This is a genomic window from Martinezella sp. CNPSo 3959 (assembly GCF_057784355.1).
Map to the genome: position 1 here is coordinate 80,345 of NZ_JBXSOV010000011.1, position 14,436 is coordinate 94,780.

At 59.4% G+C, this 14,436-nt stretch carries 17 protein-coding genes; 7 read left to right on the forward strand and 10 right to left on the reverse strand.

Annotated features, from left to right (window positions below; translation table 11 throughout):
- Positions 1 to 163 precede the first annotated feature (163 nt).
- The 8 genes from nirD to AC13RE_RS21260 all read right to left on the reverse strand — a co-directional run bounded on the left by nirD (position 164) and on the right by AC13RE_RS21260 (position 8,522).
- On the reverse strand, positions 164 to 514 hold the full coding sequence (gene nirD / locus AC13RE_RS21225) for a nitrite reductase small subunit NirD (protein ID WP_488564381.1): 351 nt from the start codon (positions 512 to 514) through the stop codon (positions 164 to 166).
- A gap of 4 nt (positions 515 to 518) precedes the next feature.
- Complete coding sequence (nirB, locus tag AC13RE_RS21230; protein ID WP_488564382.1) at positions 519 to 2,981, reverse strand: nitrite reductase large subunit NirB; 2,463 nt, start codon at positions 2,979 to 2,981, stop codon at positions 519 to 521.
- 6 nt (positions 2,982 to 2,987) lie between these two features.
- Entirely contained in the window at positions 2,988 to 3,785 is a 798-nt protein-coding gene (locus tag AC13RE_RS21235) for an ABC transporter ATP-binding protein (protein ID WP_132718593.1), read from the reverse strand.
- A 10-nt stretch (positions 3,786 to 3,795) separates the two neighbouring features.
- The gene (gene ntrB / locus AC13RE_RS21240) at positions 3,796 to 4,689 is read right to left on the reverse strand and encodes a nitrate ABC transporter permease (RefSeq protein WP_488564383.1); all 894 of its coding nucleotides are present in this window, start codon (positions 4,687 to 4,689) and stop codon (positions 3,796 to 3,798) included.
- A gap of 67 nt (positions 4,690 to 4,756) precedes the next feature.
- On the reverse strand, positions 4,757 to 6,055 hold the full coding sequence (locus tag AC13RE_RS21245; protein ID WP_488564384.1) for a CmpA/NrtA family ABC transporter substrate-binding protein: 1,299 nt from the start codon (positions 6,053 to 6,055) through the stop codon (positions 4,757 to 4,759).
- Positions 6,056 to 6,405: 350 nt separating this feature from the next.
- Complete coding sequence (locus AC13RE_RS21250) at positions 6,406 to 7,683, reverse strand: CmpA/NrtA family ABC transporter substrate-binding protein (RefSeq protein WP_488564385.1); 1,278 nt, start codon at positions 7,681 to 7,683, stop codon at positions 6,406 to 6,408.
- Positions 7,684 to 7,707: 24 nt separating this feature from the next.
- Positions 7,708 to 8,295: an ANTAR domain-containing response regulator gene (locus AC13RE_RS21255; RefSeq protein ID WP_132717840.1), complete on the reverse strand. Its 588-nt coding sequence runs from the start codon at positions 8,293 to 8,295 to the stop codon at positions 7,708 to 7,710.
- An 8-nt stretch (positions 8,296 to 8,303) separates the two neighbouring features.
- A complete protein-coding gene (locus tag AC13RE_RS21260) occupies positions 8,304 to 8,522 on the reverse strand; it encodes a hypothetical protein (RefSeq protein ID WP_488564386.1) in 219 nt (72 codons plus the stop codon).
- Positions 8,523 to 8,916: 394 nt separating this feature from the next.
- Between AC13RE_RS21260 and AC13RE_RS21265 the strand changes: the two genes are divergently transcribed.
- Positions 8,917 to 9,372 carry a hypothetical protein gene (locus tag AC13RE_RS21265; RefSeq protein WP_488564387.1) on the forward strand — a complete coding sequence of 152 codons (456 nt, stop codon included), beginning with the start codon at positions 8,917 to 8,919 and terminating at the stop codon, positions 9,370 to 9,372.
- Between the two features lie 91 nt (positions 9,373 to 9,463).
- Here AC13RE_RS21265 and AC13RE_RS21270 read toward each other — a convergent pair whose 3' ends face one another.
- Entirely contained in the window at positions 9,464 to 9,742 is a 279-nt protein-coding gene (locus tag AC13RE_RS21270) for a hypothetical protein (protein WP_488564388.1), read from the reverse strand.
- Positions 9,743 to 9,959: 217 nt separating this feature from the next.
- Here AC13RE_RS21270 and AC13RE_RS21275 point away from each other — a divergent pair, with 217 nt between their 5' ends.
- A complete protein-coding gene (locus AC13RE_RS21275; RefSeq protein ID WP_132718595.1) occupies positions 9,960 to 10,265 on the forward strand; it encodes a hypothetical protein in 306 nt (101 codons plus the stop codon).
- 71 nt (positions 10,266 to 10,336) lie between these two features.
- On the opposite strand, the gene AC13RE_RS21280 is transcribed toward AC13RE_RS21275, so the two are convergent.
- Entirely contained in the window at positions 10,337 to 10,498 is a 162-nt protein-coding gene (locus AC13RE_RS21280; RefSeq protein WP_488564389.1) for a hypothetical protein, read from the reverse strand.
- 193 nt (positions 10,499 to 10,691) lie between these two features.
- On the opposite strand from AC13RE_RS21280, the gene AC13RE_RS21285 reads away from it, so the two are divergent.
- The 5 genes from AC13RE_RS21285 (at position 10,692) to AC13RE_RS21305 (ending at position 14,431) form a co-directional block, all read left to right on the forward strand.
- A complete protein-coding gene (locus tag AC13RE_RS21285; protein ID WP_488564390.1) occupies positions 10,692 to 10,937 on the forward strand; it encodes a hypothetical protein in 246 nt (81 codons plus the stop codon).
- A gap of 36 nt (positions 10,938 to 10,973) precedes the next feature.
- Positions 10,974 to 11,546, forward strand: a complete 573-nt coding sequence (locus tag AC13RE_RS21290; protein ID WP_488564391.1) for a cysteine hydrolase family protein — start codon at positions 10,974 to 10,976, stop codon at positions 11,544 to 11,546.
- A 74-nt stretch (positions 11,547 to 11,620) separates the two neighbouring features.
- Positions 11,621 to 11,863, forward strand: coding sequence for a hypothetical protein (locus tag AC13RE_RS21295; RefSeq protein WP_488482463.1), 243 nt, complete (start codon positions 11,621 to 11,623; stop codon positions 11,861 to 11,863).
- A gap of 313 nt (positions 11,864 to 12,176) precedes the next feature.
- The gene (locus AC13RE_RS21300) at positions 12,177 to 13,154 is read left to right on the forward strand and encodes a tagatose kinase (protein WP_488564392.1); all 978 of its coding nucleotides are present in this window, start codon (positions 12,177 to 12,179) and stop codon (positions 13,152 to 13,154) included.
- Positions 13,154 to 14,431: a D-tagatose-bisphosphate aldolase, class II, non-catalytic subunit gene (locus AC13RE_RS21305; protein WP_488564393.1), complete on the forward strand. Its 1,278-nt coding sequence runs from the start codon at positions 13,154 to 13,156 to the stop codon at positions 14,429 to 14,431. Before AC13RE_RS21300 ends, AC13RE_RS21305 begins: the two co-directional genes overlap by 1 nt.
- Positions 14,432 to 14,436 lie beyond the last annotated feature (5 nt).

Sequence of the window (14,436 nt, forward strand, 5' to 3'; positions counted from 1 at the left end):
ACATCTCCCCCACAAGGGGGGAGATCACATGGTGCCACTTTCGTCGGCTTTTTCGTTTCGGCTCGGTAGCGCTGGCTTCTCGCTCCGGCCAATCTCCCCCCTTGTGGGGGAGATGTCAGCGAAGCTGACAGAGGGGGGTGACTTTTCCCGCGCGCCGTCATCCTCACTCCGCCGCCATCATCAGGCTTTCGAGCGCGATAAACAGCGCGCCATCTTCGTTGCGGACGGGAATGGTCCGCACCGCGCCTTGATCGGCCCCGAGCGCCTTGCCGGTTTCGAGCGAGATCACCCAGTTGTGCAGCGGGCAGGTCACGGCCGTGCCGTGAACGATGCCCTGGGAGAGCGGCCCGCCCTTATGTGGGCAATGATCCTCGATAGCGAAGACCTCGTTTTCCGCCGTACGGAACACGGCGATCTTGCCTTGTGGCGTCTTTACGCAGCGGGCGCCCCGCAGCGGAATGTCCGAGATATCGCCGATTGGGTGCCAGCCTTCCTTTGGCCAGTTCATGTCCATCTCCTTACTCCGCGGCTTGCGGGAAGCTGATTGTCGCCATCGGCTGGAATTCGTGCTTGTCCTTGCCGGAAACGCGTTCCGACCAGGGATCGACCTGCGCGAACTTCTGGCTGAAGACGAAGCGCTCGTAATAGGCCTTGCGCTTCTCGTGATCTTGCATGATCTGGCGGCGGATCTCGTCAAGGCCAATGCGCTTGGCCCACTTGTAGATCCGTTCGAGATAGCGGCCCTGCTCTCGGTACATCTGCGTCAGCGCTACGATATGTTCGAGCGCTTCATCCTCGCTTTTGACGAGGCCGAGAACCTCTGTGCCTTTGATGTCGAGACCGGCAGCACCGGCGAAATGGATTTCGAAGCCACTGTCGACGCAGATGACGCCGATATCCTTGCAGGTCGCCTCGGCGCAATTGCGTGGACAGCCCGAGACCGCCATCTTGAGCTTTGCCGGCGTCCAAGAGCCCCACATGAATTTCTCGATCCGGATGCCAAGGCCGGTGGAATCCTGCGTGCCGAAACGGCACCAATCGGAGCCGACGCAGGTCTTCACGGTGCGCAAACCCTTCGCATAGGCTTGGCCGGAAACGAAGCCCGCCTTGCCGAGATCGGCCCAGACACCCGGCAAGTCTTCCTTTTCGACGCCGAGAAGGTCGATGCGCTGCCCGCCGGTGACCTTCACCATCGGGATTGCAAACTTATCGACGACGTCGGCAATGGCACGCAGCTCCTTGGAGCTGGTCACGCCTCCCCACATGCGTGGAACGACCGAATAAGTCCCGTCCTTCTGGATATTGGCATGGACGCGCTCATTGATGAAACGCGACTGGTAATCATCGGCATATTCGTCCGGCCAGTCGCAGACGAGATAGTAGTTGAGCGCCGGGCGGCATTTTGCGCAGCCGCAGGAGGTTTTCCATTCGAGTTCCTGCATGACGGCCGGAATGGTCTTCAGACCCTTGGCTTTGATGAGACGACGCACGTCGTCGTGGCCAAGCTCGGTGCATGAGCACATCGGCTGGACGGCAGCGGGATTGTAGCTGTCGCCCAAGGTCAGCACCATCAGCTTCTCGACGAGGCCGGTGCAGGAGCCGCAGGAGGCCGAGGCCTTGGTGTGGGCGCGCACGTCATCGAGAGAGGAAAGCCCCTTGGTTGTGATGGTCGAGGTAATCTTGCCCTTGCAGACGCCGTTGCAGCCGCAGATCTCCGCATCATCCGGCAAGGCTGCAACGGCCGCCATAGGGTCCAGCGGAGTTCCCCCCTGATAGGCCTGGCCGAAAATCAGGGTGTCGCGCATCGGAGAAATATCGACGGCCCTCTTCTTCAGGTCGTTGAACCATGCCCCGTCGGCTGTTTCGCCGTAAAGAACCGTTCCGATGATGCGGTTGTCCTTCAGCACAAGACGCTTATAGACGCCGGCAGTCGCGTCGCGCAGCACGATCTCCTGCCGGTCATCGCCATCGGCGAAATCGCCGAGGGAATAAAGATCGATACCGGTAACCTTGAGCTTGGTCGGCGTGTCGGAATGCACGAATTCCGGCTCGCTGTTGCCGGCCAGGCGCGCAGCGGCAACGCGAGCCATCTCGTAAAGAGGCGCGACGAGGCCGTAGACCATGCCGCCGACCTCCGCGCATTCGCCGAGGGAAAGGATATTGCCGTCCGAGGTCTGCATGCCGGCATCGACGACGATGCCGCGGTTGACTGCAAGGCCGGCTTCTTTTGCGAGGCTGACATTCGGCCGAATGCCGACTGCCATGACGACCAGGGTCGCGGGCACGATCGTGCCATTGTCGAGCTCGACACCTTCGACCCTGTCATTGCCGATGATGGCCTTCGTATTGGCCTTGCAGATGACCTTTATACCACGTTCCTCGACCGCCTTCTGAAGGAGGTAGCCGGCTGCGGGGTCGAGCTGACGCTCCATCAGCGTCGGCATGACATGCAGCACCGTGACGTCCATGCCACGCTGGGCAAGGCCAGCAGCCGCCTCGAGGCCGAGCAGGCCGCCACCGATGACGACAGCCTTTTCGCGCGATTGGGCTGCAAGCAGCATAGCCTGCACGTCGTCCAGATCGCGATAGGTGATGACGCCGGGAAGGTCTTTACCCGGAACGGGGAAAATGAAGGGAACGGAGCCGGTGGCGATCACCAGCTTGTCGTAGCTCTCGGTGACGCCGTGATTAGAGGTGACGGTCTTTGCCACCCGGTCGATGGCGACGATCTTGTGCCCCTTGTAGAGGGTGATGCCGTGCTTGATGTACCAGCCATCGCCGTGGATGATGATCTGCTCGTAATCCTTCTCCCCGGACAGGACCGGCGACAGCATGATGCGATCGTAATTGACGCGCGGTTCGGCATTGAAGATCGTAACGCTGTAGCGACCGGGTGCCTGTTCGAACAGATGCTCCAGCATGCGCCCTGGCGCCATGCCGTTGCCGATGATGACGAGTTTTTCAACGCGTGGTTCTTGCATGGGTTCTTACTCCGCAGCTTCGACGAAGCGATGGCGCTCGTAGAGGAATTTCAGCACCGCCTCGCGGCACTTGAGGTAGGTCCGGTCCGAGGCGAGCGCGATGCGATTGCGCGGGCGCTCGATCGCGACTTCGAGCACGTCACCGATGCGGGCGGCCGGGCCGTTGGTCATCATCACGATACGGTCGGACAGGAGCACTGCCTCGTCCACGTCATGAGTAATCATCACCATGGTGTTGCCGAGTCTCGAATGGATCTCCATGACCGCATCCTGCAGATGGGCGCGGGTCAGCGCATCGAGCGCGCCGAAGGGCTCGTCGAGTAACAGGATCTTCGGCTCCATCGCCAGCGCGCGGGCAATGCCGACGCGCTGCTTCATGCCGCCGGAAATTTCCGACGGGCGCCTGTCTTTGGCGTGCGCCATCTGGACGAGATCGAGGTTGGCCATGACCCAGTCGTGCTTTTCGGCTTTTGATTTTGCGGCCTTGAAGACTTTGGAAACGGCGAGGTGGACGTTTTCGTAAACCGTCAACCAGGGCAGCAGCGAATGGTTCTGGAAAACGACGGCACGTTCGGGCCCCGGCGCGTTGACTTCGCGGTTTTCAAGGAGAACGGCTCCCTTGGAGACTGGCGTCAGCCCGGCGATCAGATTGAGCAGGGTGGACTTGCCGCAGCCGGAATGGCCGATGATCGAAACGAATTCGCCTTTTTCGATCGTCAGGTTGATGTCCGTCAAAACTTCTGTCCGCACGCCGGCGCGGTCGAAATGCTTGTCGATATGATCGAGCTTGAGATACGCGTTCATCATATCCTCCTCAGTTTGCCGAAGCGCCGCGGGTGACGATCTTGCCGGCCGCCGCCACCAGCTTGTCGAGGGCAAAGCCGACAACGCCGATATAGGCGAGGGCAACGATGATGTCGGGAAGGCGCGACGAGTTCCACGCATCCCATATGAAGAAGCCGATCCCGACGCCGCCGGTCAGCATTTCGGCTGCGACGATGGCAAGCCAGGAAAGTCCGACGCCGATCCTCAGGCCCGTGAAGATGTAAGGTGCTGCCGAAGGCAACATGATCTCGAAGAAGAACTCGAGGGGGTTCAGTCGCAGCACCTTGGCGACGTTGCGGTAATCTTCGGGAATGTTGCGCACGCCGACGGCGGTGTTGATGATAACAGGCCAGATCGAGGTGATGAAAATCACGAAGATGGCCGAGGGATTGGCATTCTGAAAGGCGGCGAGCGACAAGGGCAGCCAGGCAAGCGGCGGCACGGTGCGCAGCACCTGAAAGATCGGATCAAGGCCGCGCATGGCCCAGACCGATTGGCCGATGATGGCGCCGATCATCACGCCGACCACGGCCGCCATCCCGAAGCCATAGGCAACGCGCTGCAGCGAAACCAGCACGCGCCAGCCAAGGCCGATATCCTGGGAACCGTTATTGAAGAAGGGAAACACGATCAGATCGTAGGCTTCCGTCCACACGACATAGGGGGAGGGGAGCGAGGCGGTCGGCGACGAACAGAGAACCTGCCAGACGAGCAGCATCACTGCCAGCACTATGGATGGCGGCAAGACGCTGCGCGCCAGCATGGCCGCGATAGTCCTCACATCGAATCTTGCAACATGCCTGCGGGAGAACGGCACGATGTTCGGCTCGGGTTTTGCGGGTGCGACCGCGGTTAGCTTTTCTTGTTTTGCCAGGGCGGACATCAGCGCGCTCCTTTGAAAGTGTCGAGAAATGAGGCCGGCGCGCCGAGACGCACCGAAAGCGGACCTCTTACGAGGCGGCCTTGATCGCCAGGCTGTCGAGATAGGCCGATGGGTTCTCCGGATCGAAGACCTTGCCGTCGAAAAACACCTCCTTGCCGCGCGACGGCGAAGCGGGGATGTCGGCTGCAGCCACGCCGAGTTCCTTTGCGGCGTCCCGCCAGACATCTTCCCGGTTAACCTGATTGACCAGTGTCTTGATGTCGGTATTCGGCGCAAACATGCCCCAGCGGACGTTTTCCGTGACGAACCAGGCGTCATGGCTCTTGAACGGATAGGACGCGTTGTCGCGCCAGAATTTCATGAAGAGATCGGTGGCCTTCACGTCGCGGCCGTTGCCGTAATTGATGTCGCCTTTCAGGCGGCCGGCAACATCCTTCGGCGGCACATTAAACCATTGGCGGCGTCCGAGGATTTCGGCCATTTCATCCTTGTTTTCCATCTTGTCGGCCCACTGCTGCGCTTCCATGATCGCCATCAGCAGAGCTTTTGCCGCATTCGGGTTCTTTTCCAGCCATTCGGCACGCAGGCCGAGCGCCTTTTCCGGGTGGTGTTTCCAGAGTTCGCCGGTGGTCGCCGCGGTAAAGCCGATGCCCTGGTTGACGAGTTGCTCGTTCCACGGTTCGCCAACGCAGAAGGCGTCCATATTGCCGACCTTCATGTTGGCGACCATCTGCGGCGGGGGGACCACGATGGTGGAGACGTCCTTGTTCGGGTCGATACCGCCTGCTGCAAGCCAGTAGCGGATCCAGAGATCGTGGGTCCCGCCCGGAAAGGTCATGGCGACCTTGACTTCGTTGCCGGCGGCCTTCTTTTTCGCGAAAGCTTCCTTCAGCTTGGAAGCATCGAGCTGGACGCCCGTTGCGGCATAATCCCTGGCGACTGAAATGCCCTGGCTATCGAGGTTGAGACGGGCAAGGATCGCCATCGGAACAGGTTTGCTGTTTTGGGTCACCTTCCCCGTGTGCATGAGATAGGGGAGCGGCGAGAGAATATGCGCGCCGTCGATGCCATTGGCGGCGCCCCCTAGGACCAGGTTGTCACGCGTGGCGCCCCAGGATGCCTGCTTGGCGACATCGACTTCAGGCAGCCCGTGTTTCTCGAAGAGGCCTTTCTCCTTGGCGACGATCAAGGGGGCGGCATCCGTCAACGCAATGTAGCCAAGCTTGATGCCCTTGACTTCCGGGCCAGCGGCCGCCGCAAAAGCACCCGAAGGAAATGCCGACCTGACCGCGCTGACGAGTGCAGCCGTTGCGGTAGTCTTGAGCATGCTGCGACGGCTGATCGCGGTCGTCAAAAACTTTGTCATTCGCAGGTTCCCTCTGCTGATCTCTCTTGATTTTGGACATAAAAAAACGCCGCTCGGTAATCGCGCCTTCAGGACGGAGGAAATGTCCCGGGCAGCAAAAACCTTGCGACGTCGATGTCTTTTGCGGGCGCCTATGGTGCACCCGGCTGCTTCGGTCGCCGTTGACCGATGCAAAATTTACGAAGCAAACGGCATGCCAAGTCTGAAAAAGACAGATAAGCCGTTGAGGTGACTTATGAATTTTCCTTGCAGGGTGCCATTGGCGGTTTGGCCAATACATCTCGCCTGCAACATTTTTGTGCGCCTGCGAAATTTTGGCGCGCAAACTCTATGCAGCGCGCACCCTTAGCTCAGATTTCCTCACTATCGGTATTTTGGCGAAGATCGCTGCGGACGGTGAAGTTGCGGATATAGGCGGAGATGTCCGCGGGATCGAAAATGTGATCGTCCATAAATCGATCCGTCTGACTGTCGCCCTCGATACCGATGTCCGGCTCCTCGGGGCCGATGCCGAGCGCTGCCCGATAGAGATCCGGCCGATAGGCGCTGGTCGCCAAACGCACGCCCTCCTCGCTGAGGACCGTCTGCCCCCAGCGGATCATCTGGCTGTAGATCCATAAGGCATGGCCTGGTTTTGGGTAGTTTGCAAAGTCGTGATGAAAATTGAAATAGCCGGGGATGACGCGTCGATTGCCCCTGGCATCCAGACTGAACTCTCCGGCCAGTACATGCCGGATGATATCGACCGGTGCAGCGATGAGGCGCGGGTCCGCGAGAGCTTCGGCGAGCGCGTCATGATTGCCTGGATCGTCGCACCAGCGTGCGGCGGCATCCAGCGCTACAATGAGGCGCGAGACGGTCTCGGGCTGGCTTTCGGCCCATTCCGGGCGCATGGCGACGACCTTTTCCGGAGCGGATGGCCAGATATCCTGCTTGGCGGCAACGATGCGGCCAACGCCGCGTTCGCAGGCGACCATATTCCACGGAGCGCCGACGCAGAAGCCATCGATGGCACCGGCGGCAAGCGCATCCGACGTAAGGGGCGGGGGGACGACAACAAGTTTCACGTCGCGATCCGGGTCTATTCCACCCGCCGCCAGCCAGTAGCGGAATTCGTAATTATGTGACGAAAAGGGATAGGTAACGCCGAATACCGGCATGGCTTGCCCATGCGCCTTCATGACATCAAGCACTTTGCAGAGTGCCCTTGCATTCTCCAGGGCGCTGGCCTGTTCGGAAATGCCGGTGGTTTCACGCATGCGGTCGAAGAGCCGCGTCGAGAGTGTGATGGCGTTTCCGCCGCGCCCGAGCGAAAAAGGAGTGATGGTCGGGGACGGATTCGAGCCGAGCCCGAGCATCGATGCGACCGGCATCGGCGAAAGCATGTGGGCAATGTCGAACTGGCGAAAGGCCAGCCGGTCGCGGACGTTCGCCCAGGAGACGTCCTTGACGAGATCAAGCGTCAGACCTTCCCTCTTTGCAAATCCGAACTCGGCGGCGGCTATCAGTACCGAGGCATCGAGAAGCGGAATGAAACCGGCGCGCACAACCTTGGAACCTGCAGTGCCGATACCGGCCGGCGCGGCGAGCTTGTTCTGCGACTGCTTGATTTTACCGATCATGTTCACTCCGGCTTCTCCCTGCCTTGCCCGTCACATCAAGAGCCCGGCCGCAGTCACGACGCTCTGGGCAATTTCGGACATCTTCTTCTTTTCGTTCATGGCGGTCTGGCGCAGCAGCGTGAATGCCTGCTCCTCCGACAGGCCGCGCATTTTCATCAGGATTCCCTTGGCCCGCTCGATCACCTTGCGCTCCTCGAGCGCCGATTTTGCCTCTGCGAGCTCTCGTTGCAGCCTGCTGAAAGCGTTGAAGCGGCTGACCGTCATATCGAGGATCGACTTGACGCGTTCCTTTTTCAAGCCGTCGACAACATAGGCCGATACGCCGGCCTCGATCGCCGCTTCGATCTGCGCGGTATCGGAACGGTCGACGAACATGGCGATCGGGCGGCTGACGCTGCGTGTCAGCTGGAACAGGTGTTCCATCATGTCGCGATTGGGATTTTCGATATCGATGATGATCACGTCGGGCTTGAGCGTTTCGATGGTGCGCGCCACGCCCTGAACCTCATGAATGACCGTCACATTGGTATGACCGGCCTCGATCAGCCCCTCCTCTATGATGGAAGCCCGTATCGCATTTTCGTCGATAACTAGGATTGTCAGGTCTGAATAGTTCATCGTCACCTTCAGCCGAAGATACCGTGCATGTAAATCGCAAAGGCGATCGCCGAAATAAGCAACGACCATTGGATGGAAAGCCGTTTTCCCACGATCCATGCGAGAACGGCGCCGGCTCCAATGACCGCAAGGCCGACGATTAGCTGTCGGTCAAGAAAGGCCAGTCCGATTGCGGACACGCAAATACTGGTCGAAGCCGTCGCGAGCGCGATCTGCGTTCGCGACATCTGCGGCTCCAAGCTCAATGTAGACAAGCAGCCGTTCCAGCTGAACCCCATTGCGATGCACAGGAGGACAAGAAGGAATGATATCATGATGCGGTGCCTCTCTTTGATGAAAGAGGCGAAGCAATCATCATGCCATTTCGCGAATTGCCGCTATTTCAGGCCTTCCGCCGAATATGAAGCTAAAGTTTGAGCACTCGCCCAATTCATTTGCGCTCTCGCAGCTATCTCCGGCACACAGATGAGGTCTGCAAGCGTCGTGGCTTGGCGCGGATCTTTACTCCCTCATCGATCTCTCGCGGCCTCCTTCATCATGGCCATGAACCTGGAGATTCAGGAACCAATTCGATTGCGAGGCAGTTAGAAAACAGACGCGGGAAAGAAAAAGGAGAACACCATGTCGAATGTTTCGCGAACGGGAACTGACGATGTCAACAATGCAACCAGCCGAACCACCTTCGGGCGATCCGTCGAGAGCAAGGCTCAGTTGCGGGATGCGGCGGCGCTCTCCTCACCAGGCGACGGCACGGAGACACTGAATATCTATCGCTTGGAACCCATCGCGGCCCCGGACGATCCACGCTGGGACAATGCTCCCAATCAGGGCGCGATCATCGTGGCTGCCAGAAGCTCGGGTGACGCGCGCATCGTGGCGACGGGCAGGGAGCTCGATTTTATGGAGGTAGATGCCGCCCCCGCCGAAGATGTGACCACCAGTAACGCGAGCGCGTTTCGCGATGACAAGCTTTACACCGTGATCGAGATCGCTCGCGGCCGAACCGATTTGAAACGGGGCGTGCTGGAGGGCGATGTGTCCGTCGACACAATCCTCCCCACGCAAGTCGACCGCTGATTATCCGCCCTGAAGCCGGGAGGCGGAGGGTTGCGAAAAGGGCAGTGCGCGGAGCCGGCGTGTCTTCCGTTAGCTTCGAGCCACCTTCCAATCAGCTTGCGCGGTATAGAAGATTGAGAGCCTGACGTTCTTCCTCCGGCATGTCCCGGCTGAAGGAAGCAATGGCCGCTAAAGCGCCAAGCTGATGAAGATTGGTGAAATCGACCACGCCGCTGCGATAAAGCTTGATAAGCTCCAGGGCAAAGGCCTCGCGGTTGAAATCATTCAAATCGAACCATGGTTGAGCGATCAAAACGTCGAAAATCCGTTGCAGCCGATCGATCTCCTCCGGCTGGAGAATGCCTTCGACAAGATGATGGTAACGGCGCATGCCTTTACTCCCGCCATGAGGATCGGTGTGTTGTCGCACTACATCGGATCTCGGCAAACGGACTTGCCATTCGCCGTATATAAGGAGATCCCGTGGCGCGATCGAGCTGCTGGAACAAATCTTCCGAATCGCCGTTGCGTCAGGTGGGAGCCTTTTAACCGGCGGCCTGCATTTACTGAGCATATTCAGATTTGATCTGTTGTTAACGGAGCGAAAAATGCCCGAGCAAAATCAGTCACCAGCGGTTCAATCCTTGCGAAAGGAGCAGAAGCAGCAAAGAAGCAGGCCGGCAAACGAACTGGACAAAGCGCTTGAGGGCACGTTTCCAGCCTCGGATCCTGCTTCCCTGACGCATACCGCCGTCGCTGGCGGCGCCGGCCTTGAGGAGGAGCGGCCCGGCTCTCAAGAACAATCGAACAACAAACTTGCAGCCTTTGGAATCGAGCGGCGAATTCGCGAAAGGCCGATCGCTTCGCTCTTGGCGGCCGCGGCCATCGGATTTGTTTTTGGAGTCACGCGTTGACGACAAGCCAGCCGATCAATAGACGGCAGCGGGTTCCGGACGCGGAGTTGCCTTGAACGAAGTCTCGGCTTTCATTGAGTTTGATCGAGAGCATGGGGGGACGTCTGGCCTGGCCTTTGAGGTTCGCCGTCATAAAAGGCTATGCCGCCGATCACCAGCGCACATGCCACCACCACGATCAGGATAATGTACACGGTCAATGCATTGTATTTGCCGTTGTCAGACGCTGGCATTGTCGTTCTTCCTCTGCGATCTACGTGTCCGCGTCCCAACATCGGCGGCGCCCCAAGGTTCCCGTCTGCGTGAGCGGTCGCGCGATCCACATCACTTCCTGATGTGGTCGGCAAATTCCGGTGTTTTGGGAACATTGCGGCATGTCGGCTGTTCGGCGCAGGATCCGATATCGGAGAAAATGGGAACAGCGCCATGCCTAAATCGAACAATCCCGGTGAAAGGAGCAAGGGCGATCCTGCTCAAGATGCAAAGGGCCAAACCCGGCGGCTGGTGAAAAGCAGCCGCAATAACGGTGTGGCAAGCGCCAAGCCGAAGGTCATTACGGGATCGGACGATGCAACCATGAACAAAAAGCCGCCCGGAAAGACCGAGCCCGATAAGGATTGGGATCTCGATTATGATCCGCGAGACATGAACGAGGGCAAGTATCGCGGCTGAAGCACGTTCGCCGCGGATCGATAAAACGGTATCCGGATGAGGACCTGGCTGCATCTTTGCATCGATATGCAACGCATGTTCTTCGAACAGACGCCATGGCATGTGCCTTGGATGGCGCGCACCCTGGATCAGGTGGTGGAGGTCGCCGGGCGATTTCCCGAACGTACGCTCTTTACCCGCTTCATTCCACCGGTCAGGGCGGACGCCATGCCGGGGAAATGGCAAGATTACTACGAGAAATGGGAGATGATGACCGCCAGTCGGCTTCCCCGCGAGTTGATGCTGCTTATCGATCCGCTGCAGCGTTTCGTTCCGCCGGCCCGCATCTTCGACAAGCTCACTTATTCGCCCTGGACCGATGGCCGCCTTCACCGAAATCTGGCTCAGGAAGGCATCGATACCCTGGTGATCAGCGGCGGTGAGACGGATGTCTGCGTGTTGGCCGCAGCCCTGGGTGCAATCGAGCTTGGATATGGAATCATCGTTTTGAAGGACGCCGTCTGCAGCGGTGACGATGATGCCCACGAGGCGGCGCTCACGCTGCTGGAACGCCGCTTCTCCGTTCAATCCGAAACCATGACCGTCGAGGAATTTCTGTCCGCCAGATGACGGAAGCTGCCCGCTTCTTGATTTGCTGCGATGGTCCGCTACATCCGGCTGCATAAGATCAGGAGGAGATTGCCATGCCTCATCGCGCTCCCACAGGAAGCGAATACCGGATGCTCGCTGAAGCTGTATTGCAATGGTATAGCTTCTATGAGGTGCCGCCAGATGACAAGGCTTCGAGCACTCTCGTTTCAGCCGCTCTCGATTTCTTTCATGACGGCCATCACACGGCAGAGGACTTGGCCGTTATGTTGATCGGGACCTATGTCGGCATCTGGTCGACGAAAATCAACGCGCCCACTTCGGCTGCCATTCACTGATCGTTCTTCTCCGACCGTAAGCCAGCCGCCGAAGGCGGCTGATGCCGGTGTTTTGCCGTGACATGAGCCTGGCTATGGGCAACGAAGCGGGCTATTCCCGGCGCGCGCGAAAGTGCGGGGAATCGTGCTTGAATCATCGCAAATTCTAAAGCTGACTCTGGAGGAAGGAGGATCCTCGTCAGGCCGGAAAAGGCAACATATATGTTGCTTCAGCACTTCTTTTTCTGGAAAACGATGAGCCTTGTGGTGAGGATAGCGCCGGACGACTCGCGGCGGCGGTTTGAGAGCAACAGGTGGCGAAAGCAGGATTGCAATGAGTTCAGCACTGGCTCCCGATCAGCTTGGCCCGACGGTCTGCGTTGGGGAAATCCTCGTGGAAATCGTTGCCACGACGGTCGGTGACGGTTTCAGAGAGGCGCAGCCGCTCATCGGTCCTTTCGCCAGCGGCGCTCCGGCAATCTTCATTTCTCAATGCGGGCGGCTCGGGGGCCGCGCGGCGATGATCGGCGCCGTCGGTACGGACGATTTCGGCCGCGTGAATCTCGAAAGGCTCAAGGATGACGGTGTCGACATCTCGGCCATTTCGGTCGATCCCGATTATCCGACGGGCAGCGCCTTCGTCCGCTACCGCAAGGACGGGTCTCGCGACTTCGTCTACAATATCGCGACCTCGGCAGCCGCGCGTTTCGGCTGGAGCGATGATGTCAGCAATCTCATCGGTCGCGCCGGGCATCTGCATGTCATGGGCTCGGCATTGTCGGTTCCGAGTGCGCGCGAGGTAATCGACAAGGCCGTCGACATCGTCAAGGCTCGCGGCGGCACGCTGTCCGTCGATCCCAACATCCGCAAGGAATTGAAACTCGACGACAACACCGAACGCCGGTTTTCCAGGCTTGTTGCCGCGGCCGATCTATTGTTGCCCTCCGGAGAGGAACTGGAGCGTGCGGCCGGCGTCGAGGGCGAAGCCAATGCGGTCCGCCGTCTGTTCGAGATCGGCGTCAAGGAGATCGTGCTGAAGCGGGGAGCGAATGGCGCGACCTATTATGGCTGCGACGGCGAGCGCATCGATGCACCGGCCTTTTTCGTCACGGAGGTCGATCCGACCGGCGCCGGCGATTGCTTCGGCGGAGCCTATCTTACCTGCCGCCGTATCGGCATGTCCGTGAAAGACGCCTTGACCTATGCCGCCGCTGCCGGCGCGCGCAATGTCACCGTCGTCGGCCCGATGGAGGGAGCCGGCACCAAAGAGCAGCTCGACGCGTTCATCGCAGCCACTGAAAGGCGTTCCTGATGCAGATCCATCTCGGCGAACTGGCGAGGCTAAGGGCCGAAGGCCGCCCGACGGGAATCACCTCCGTGTGCTCGGCCCATCCGCTCGTACTAAGGGCTGCGCTCCGGCATGGCCGGCTGCATTCAAGCACAGTGCTGATCGAGGCAACCTGCAATCAGGTCAATCATCTAGGCGGTTATACCGGCATGACACCGGCCGATTTCGCAGCGCTGGTGCAACATATCGCCGAGGAAGAGGATTGTCCGTCGGAGCTGGTAGTTTTGGGCGGCGACCATCTGGGACCAAATCCCTGGCGGGATCGCCCCGCCGAAGAAGCGATGGCCGAGGCGGAAAAAATGGTAGCCGCCTATGTCGAGGCCGGCTTCCGAAAGATACATCTGGATGCCTCGATGGGCTGCAAGGACGAACCGATCGCGCTCGACGACGAGACGACAGCCCGTCGCGCCGCACGCCTTGCCGCTGTGGCGGAGGCTTCGGCTAGGAGAAGCGGCGGGGCTATGCCGGTCTATGTGATCGGCACCGAGGTTCCGCCACCGGGCGGCGCAGATCACGCCCTGACCACAATTGAACCGACTGCGGCTGCCGCCGCGCGTAAGACGATAGACATTCATCGCCGCGTGTTCGAGCAGACGGGATTGAGGGAGGCGTTTACGCGCGCCATCGGACTGGTCGTTCAGCCCGGTGTCGAGTTCGGCAATCACAATGTCATCTTTTACGATCGCAGCAAGATTGCTGAACTGAAGTCGGTCCTGGCCGACGAGCCTCAGTTCGTCTTCGAGGCCCATTCGACCGACTATCAAGGTACAACACCCTTGACCGCTCTCGTCGAGGACGGCTTCCCCATTCTGAAGGTCGGTCCCGAGTTGACATTCGTATTGCGCGAAGCCCTTTACGGATTGGATCTCATTGCTTCCGATCTCGTGCCCGACTATGGCGAACGGCCGCTCTACGCGGCCATGGAAGCGCTGATGCTCGCGCAGCCGAAAAACTGGAGCCAGCATTATCACGGAACGGAGGCGGAGAAGCGCTGGCTGCGACATTATTCGCTGTCCGATCGCATTCGCTATTACTGGGCGTCATCCGACGCGCAAGCTGCTGTCGAGAGATTATGCGACGCGTTGCGTGGTAAGACCGTGCCGCTTCCGTTGTTCTGGCAGCACATGCCCGCTGCACGGCACTTCGCGGATGCGCCATTGGAGCCGGAACAGGTCTTGATATGGCGTGTCACCCGCAGCCTTGCGGATTATCACGCAGCCTGCGGAGCCATCAAACGATAGCTAGC

What these genes read in the sequence shown, in the direction of transcription:
- nirD (WP_488564381.1), bottom strand. Translation starts at nt 514, where the DNA reads ATGGACATGAACTGGCCAAAGGAAGGCTGGCACCCAATCGGCGATATC.
- nirB (WP_488564382.1), bottom strand. Translation starts at nt 2,981, where the DNA reads ATGCAAGAACCACGCGTTGAAAAACTCGTCATCATCGGCAACGGCATG.
- AC13RE_RS21235 (WP_132718593.1), bottom strand. Translation starts at nt 3,785, where the DNA reads ATGAACGCGTATCTCAAGCTCGATCATATCGACAAGCATTTCGACCGC.
- ntrB (WP_488564383.1), bottom strand. Translation starts at nt 4,689, where the DNA reads ATGTCCGCCCTGGCAAAACAAGAAAAGCTAACCGCGGTCGCACCCGCA.
- AC13RE_RS21245 (WP_488564384.1), bottom strand. Translation starts at nt 6,055, where the DNA reads ATGACAAAGTTTTTGACGACCGCGATCAGCCGTCGCAGCATGCTCAAG.
- AC13RE_RS21255 (WP_132717840.1), bottom strand. Translation starts at nt 8,295, where the DNA reads ATGAACTATTCAGACCTGACAATCCTAGTTATCGACGAAAATGCGATA.
- AC13RE_RS21260 (WP_488564386.1), bottom strand. Translation starts at nt 8,522, where the DNA reads ATGTCGCGAACGCAGATCGCGCTCGCGACGGCTTCGACCAGTATTTGC.
- AC13RE_RS21265 (WP_488564387.1), top strand. Translation starts at nt 8,917, where the DNA reads ATGTCGAATGTTTCGCGAACGGGAACTGACGATGTCAACAATGCAACC.
- AC13RE_RS21270 (WP_488564388.1), bottom strand. Translation starts at nt 9,742, where the DNA reads ATGCGCCGTTACCATCATCTTGTCGAAGGCATTCTCCAGCCGGAGGAG.
- AC13RE_RS21275 (WP_132718595.1), top strand. Translation starts at nt 9,960, where the DNA reads ATGCCCGAGCAAAATCAGTCACCAGCGGTTCAATCCTTGCGAAAGGAG.
- AC13RE_RS21280 (WP_488564389.1), bottom strand. Translation starts at nt 10,498, where the DNA reads ATGCCAGCGTCTGACAACGGCAAATACAATGCATTGACCGTGTACATT.
- AC13RE_RS21285 (WP_488564390.1), top strand. Translation starts at nt 10,692, where the DNA reads ATGCCTAAATCGAACAATCCCGGTGAAAGGAGCAAGGGCGATCCTGCT.
- AC13RE_RS21290 (WP_488564391.1), top strand. Translation starts at nt 10,974, where the DNA reads ATGAGGACCTGGCTGCATCTTTGCATCGATATGCAACGCATGTTCTTC.
- AC13RE_RS21295 (WP_488482463.1), top strand. Translation starts at nt 11,621, where the DNA reads ATGCCTCATCGCGCTCCCACAGGAAGCGAATACCGGATGCTCGCTGAA.
- AC13RE_RS21300 (WP_488564392.1), top strand. Translation starts at nt 12,177, where the DNA reads ATGAGTTCAGCACTGGCTCCCGATCAGCTTGGCCCGACGGTCTGCGTT.
- AC13RE_RS21305 (WP_488564393.1), top strand. Translation starts at nt 13,154, where the DNA reads ATGCAGATCCATCTCGGCGAACTGGCGAGGCTAAGGGCCGAAGGCCGC.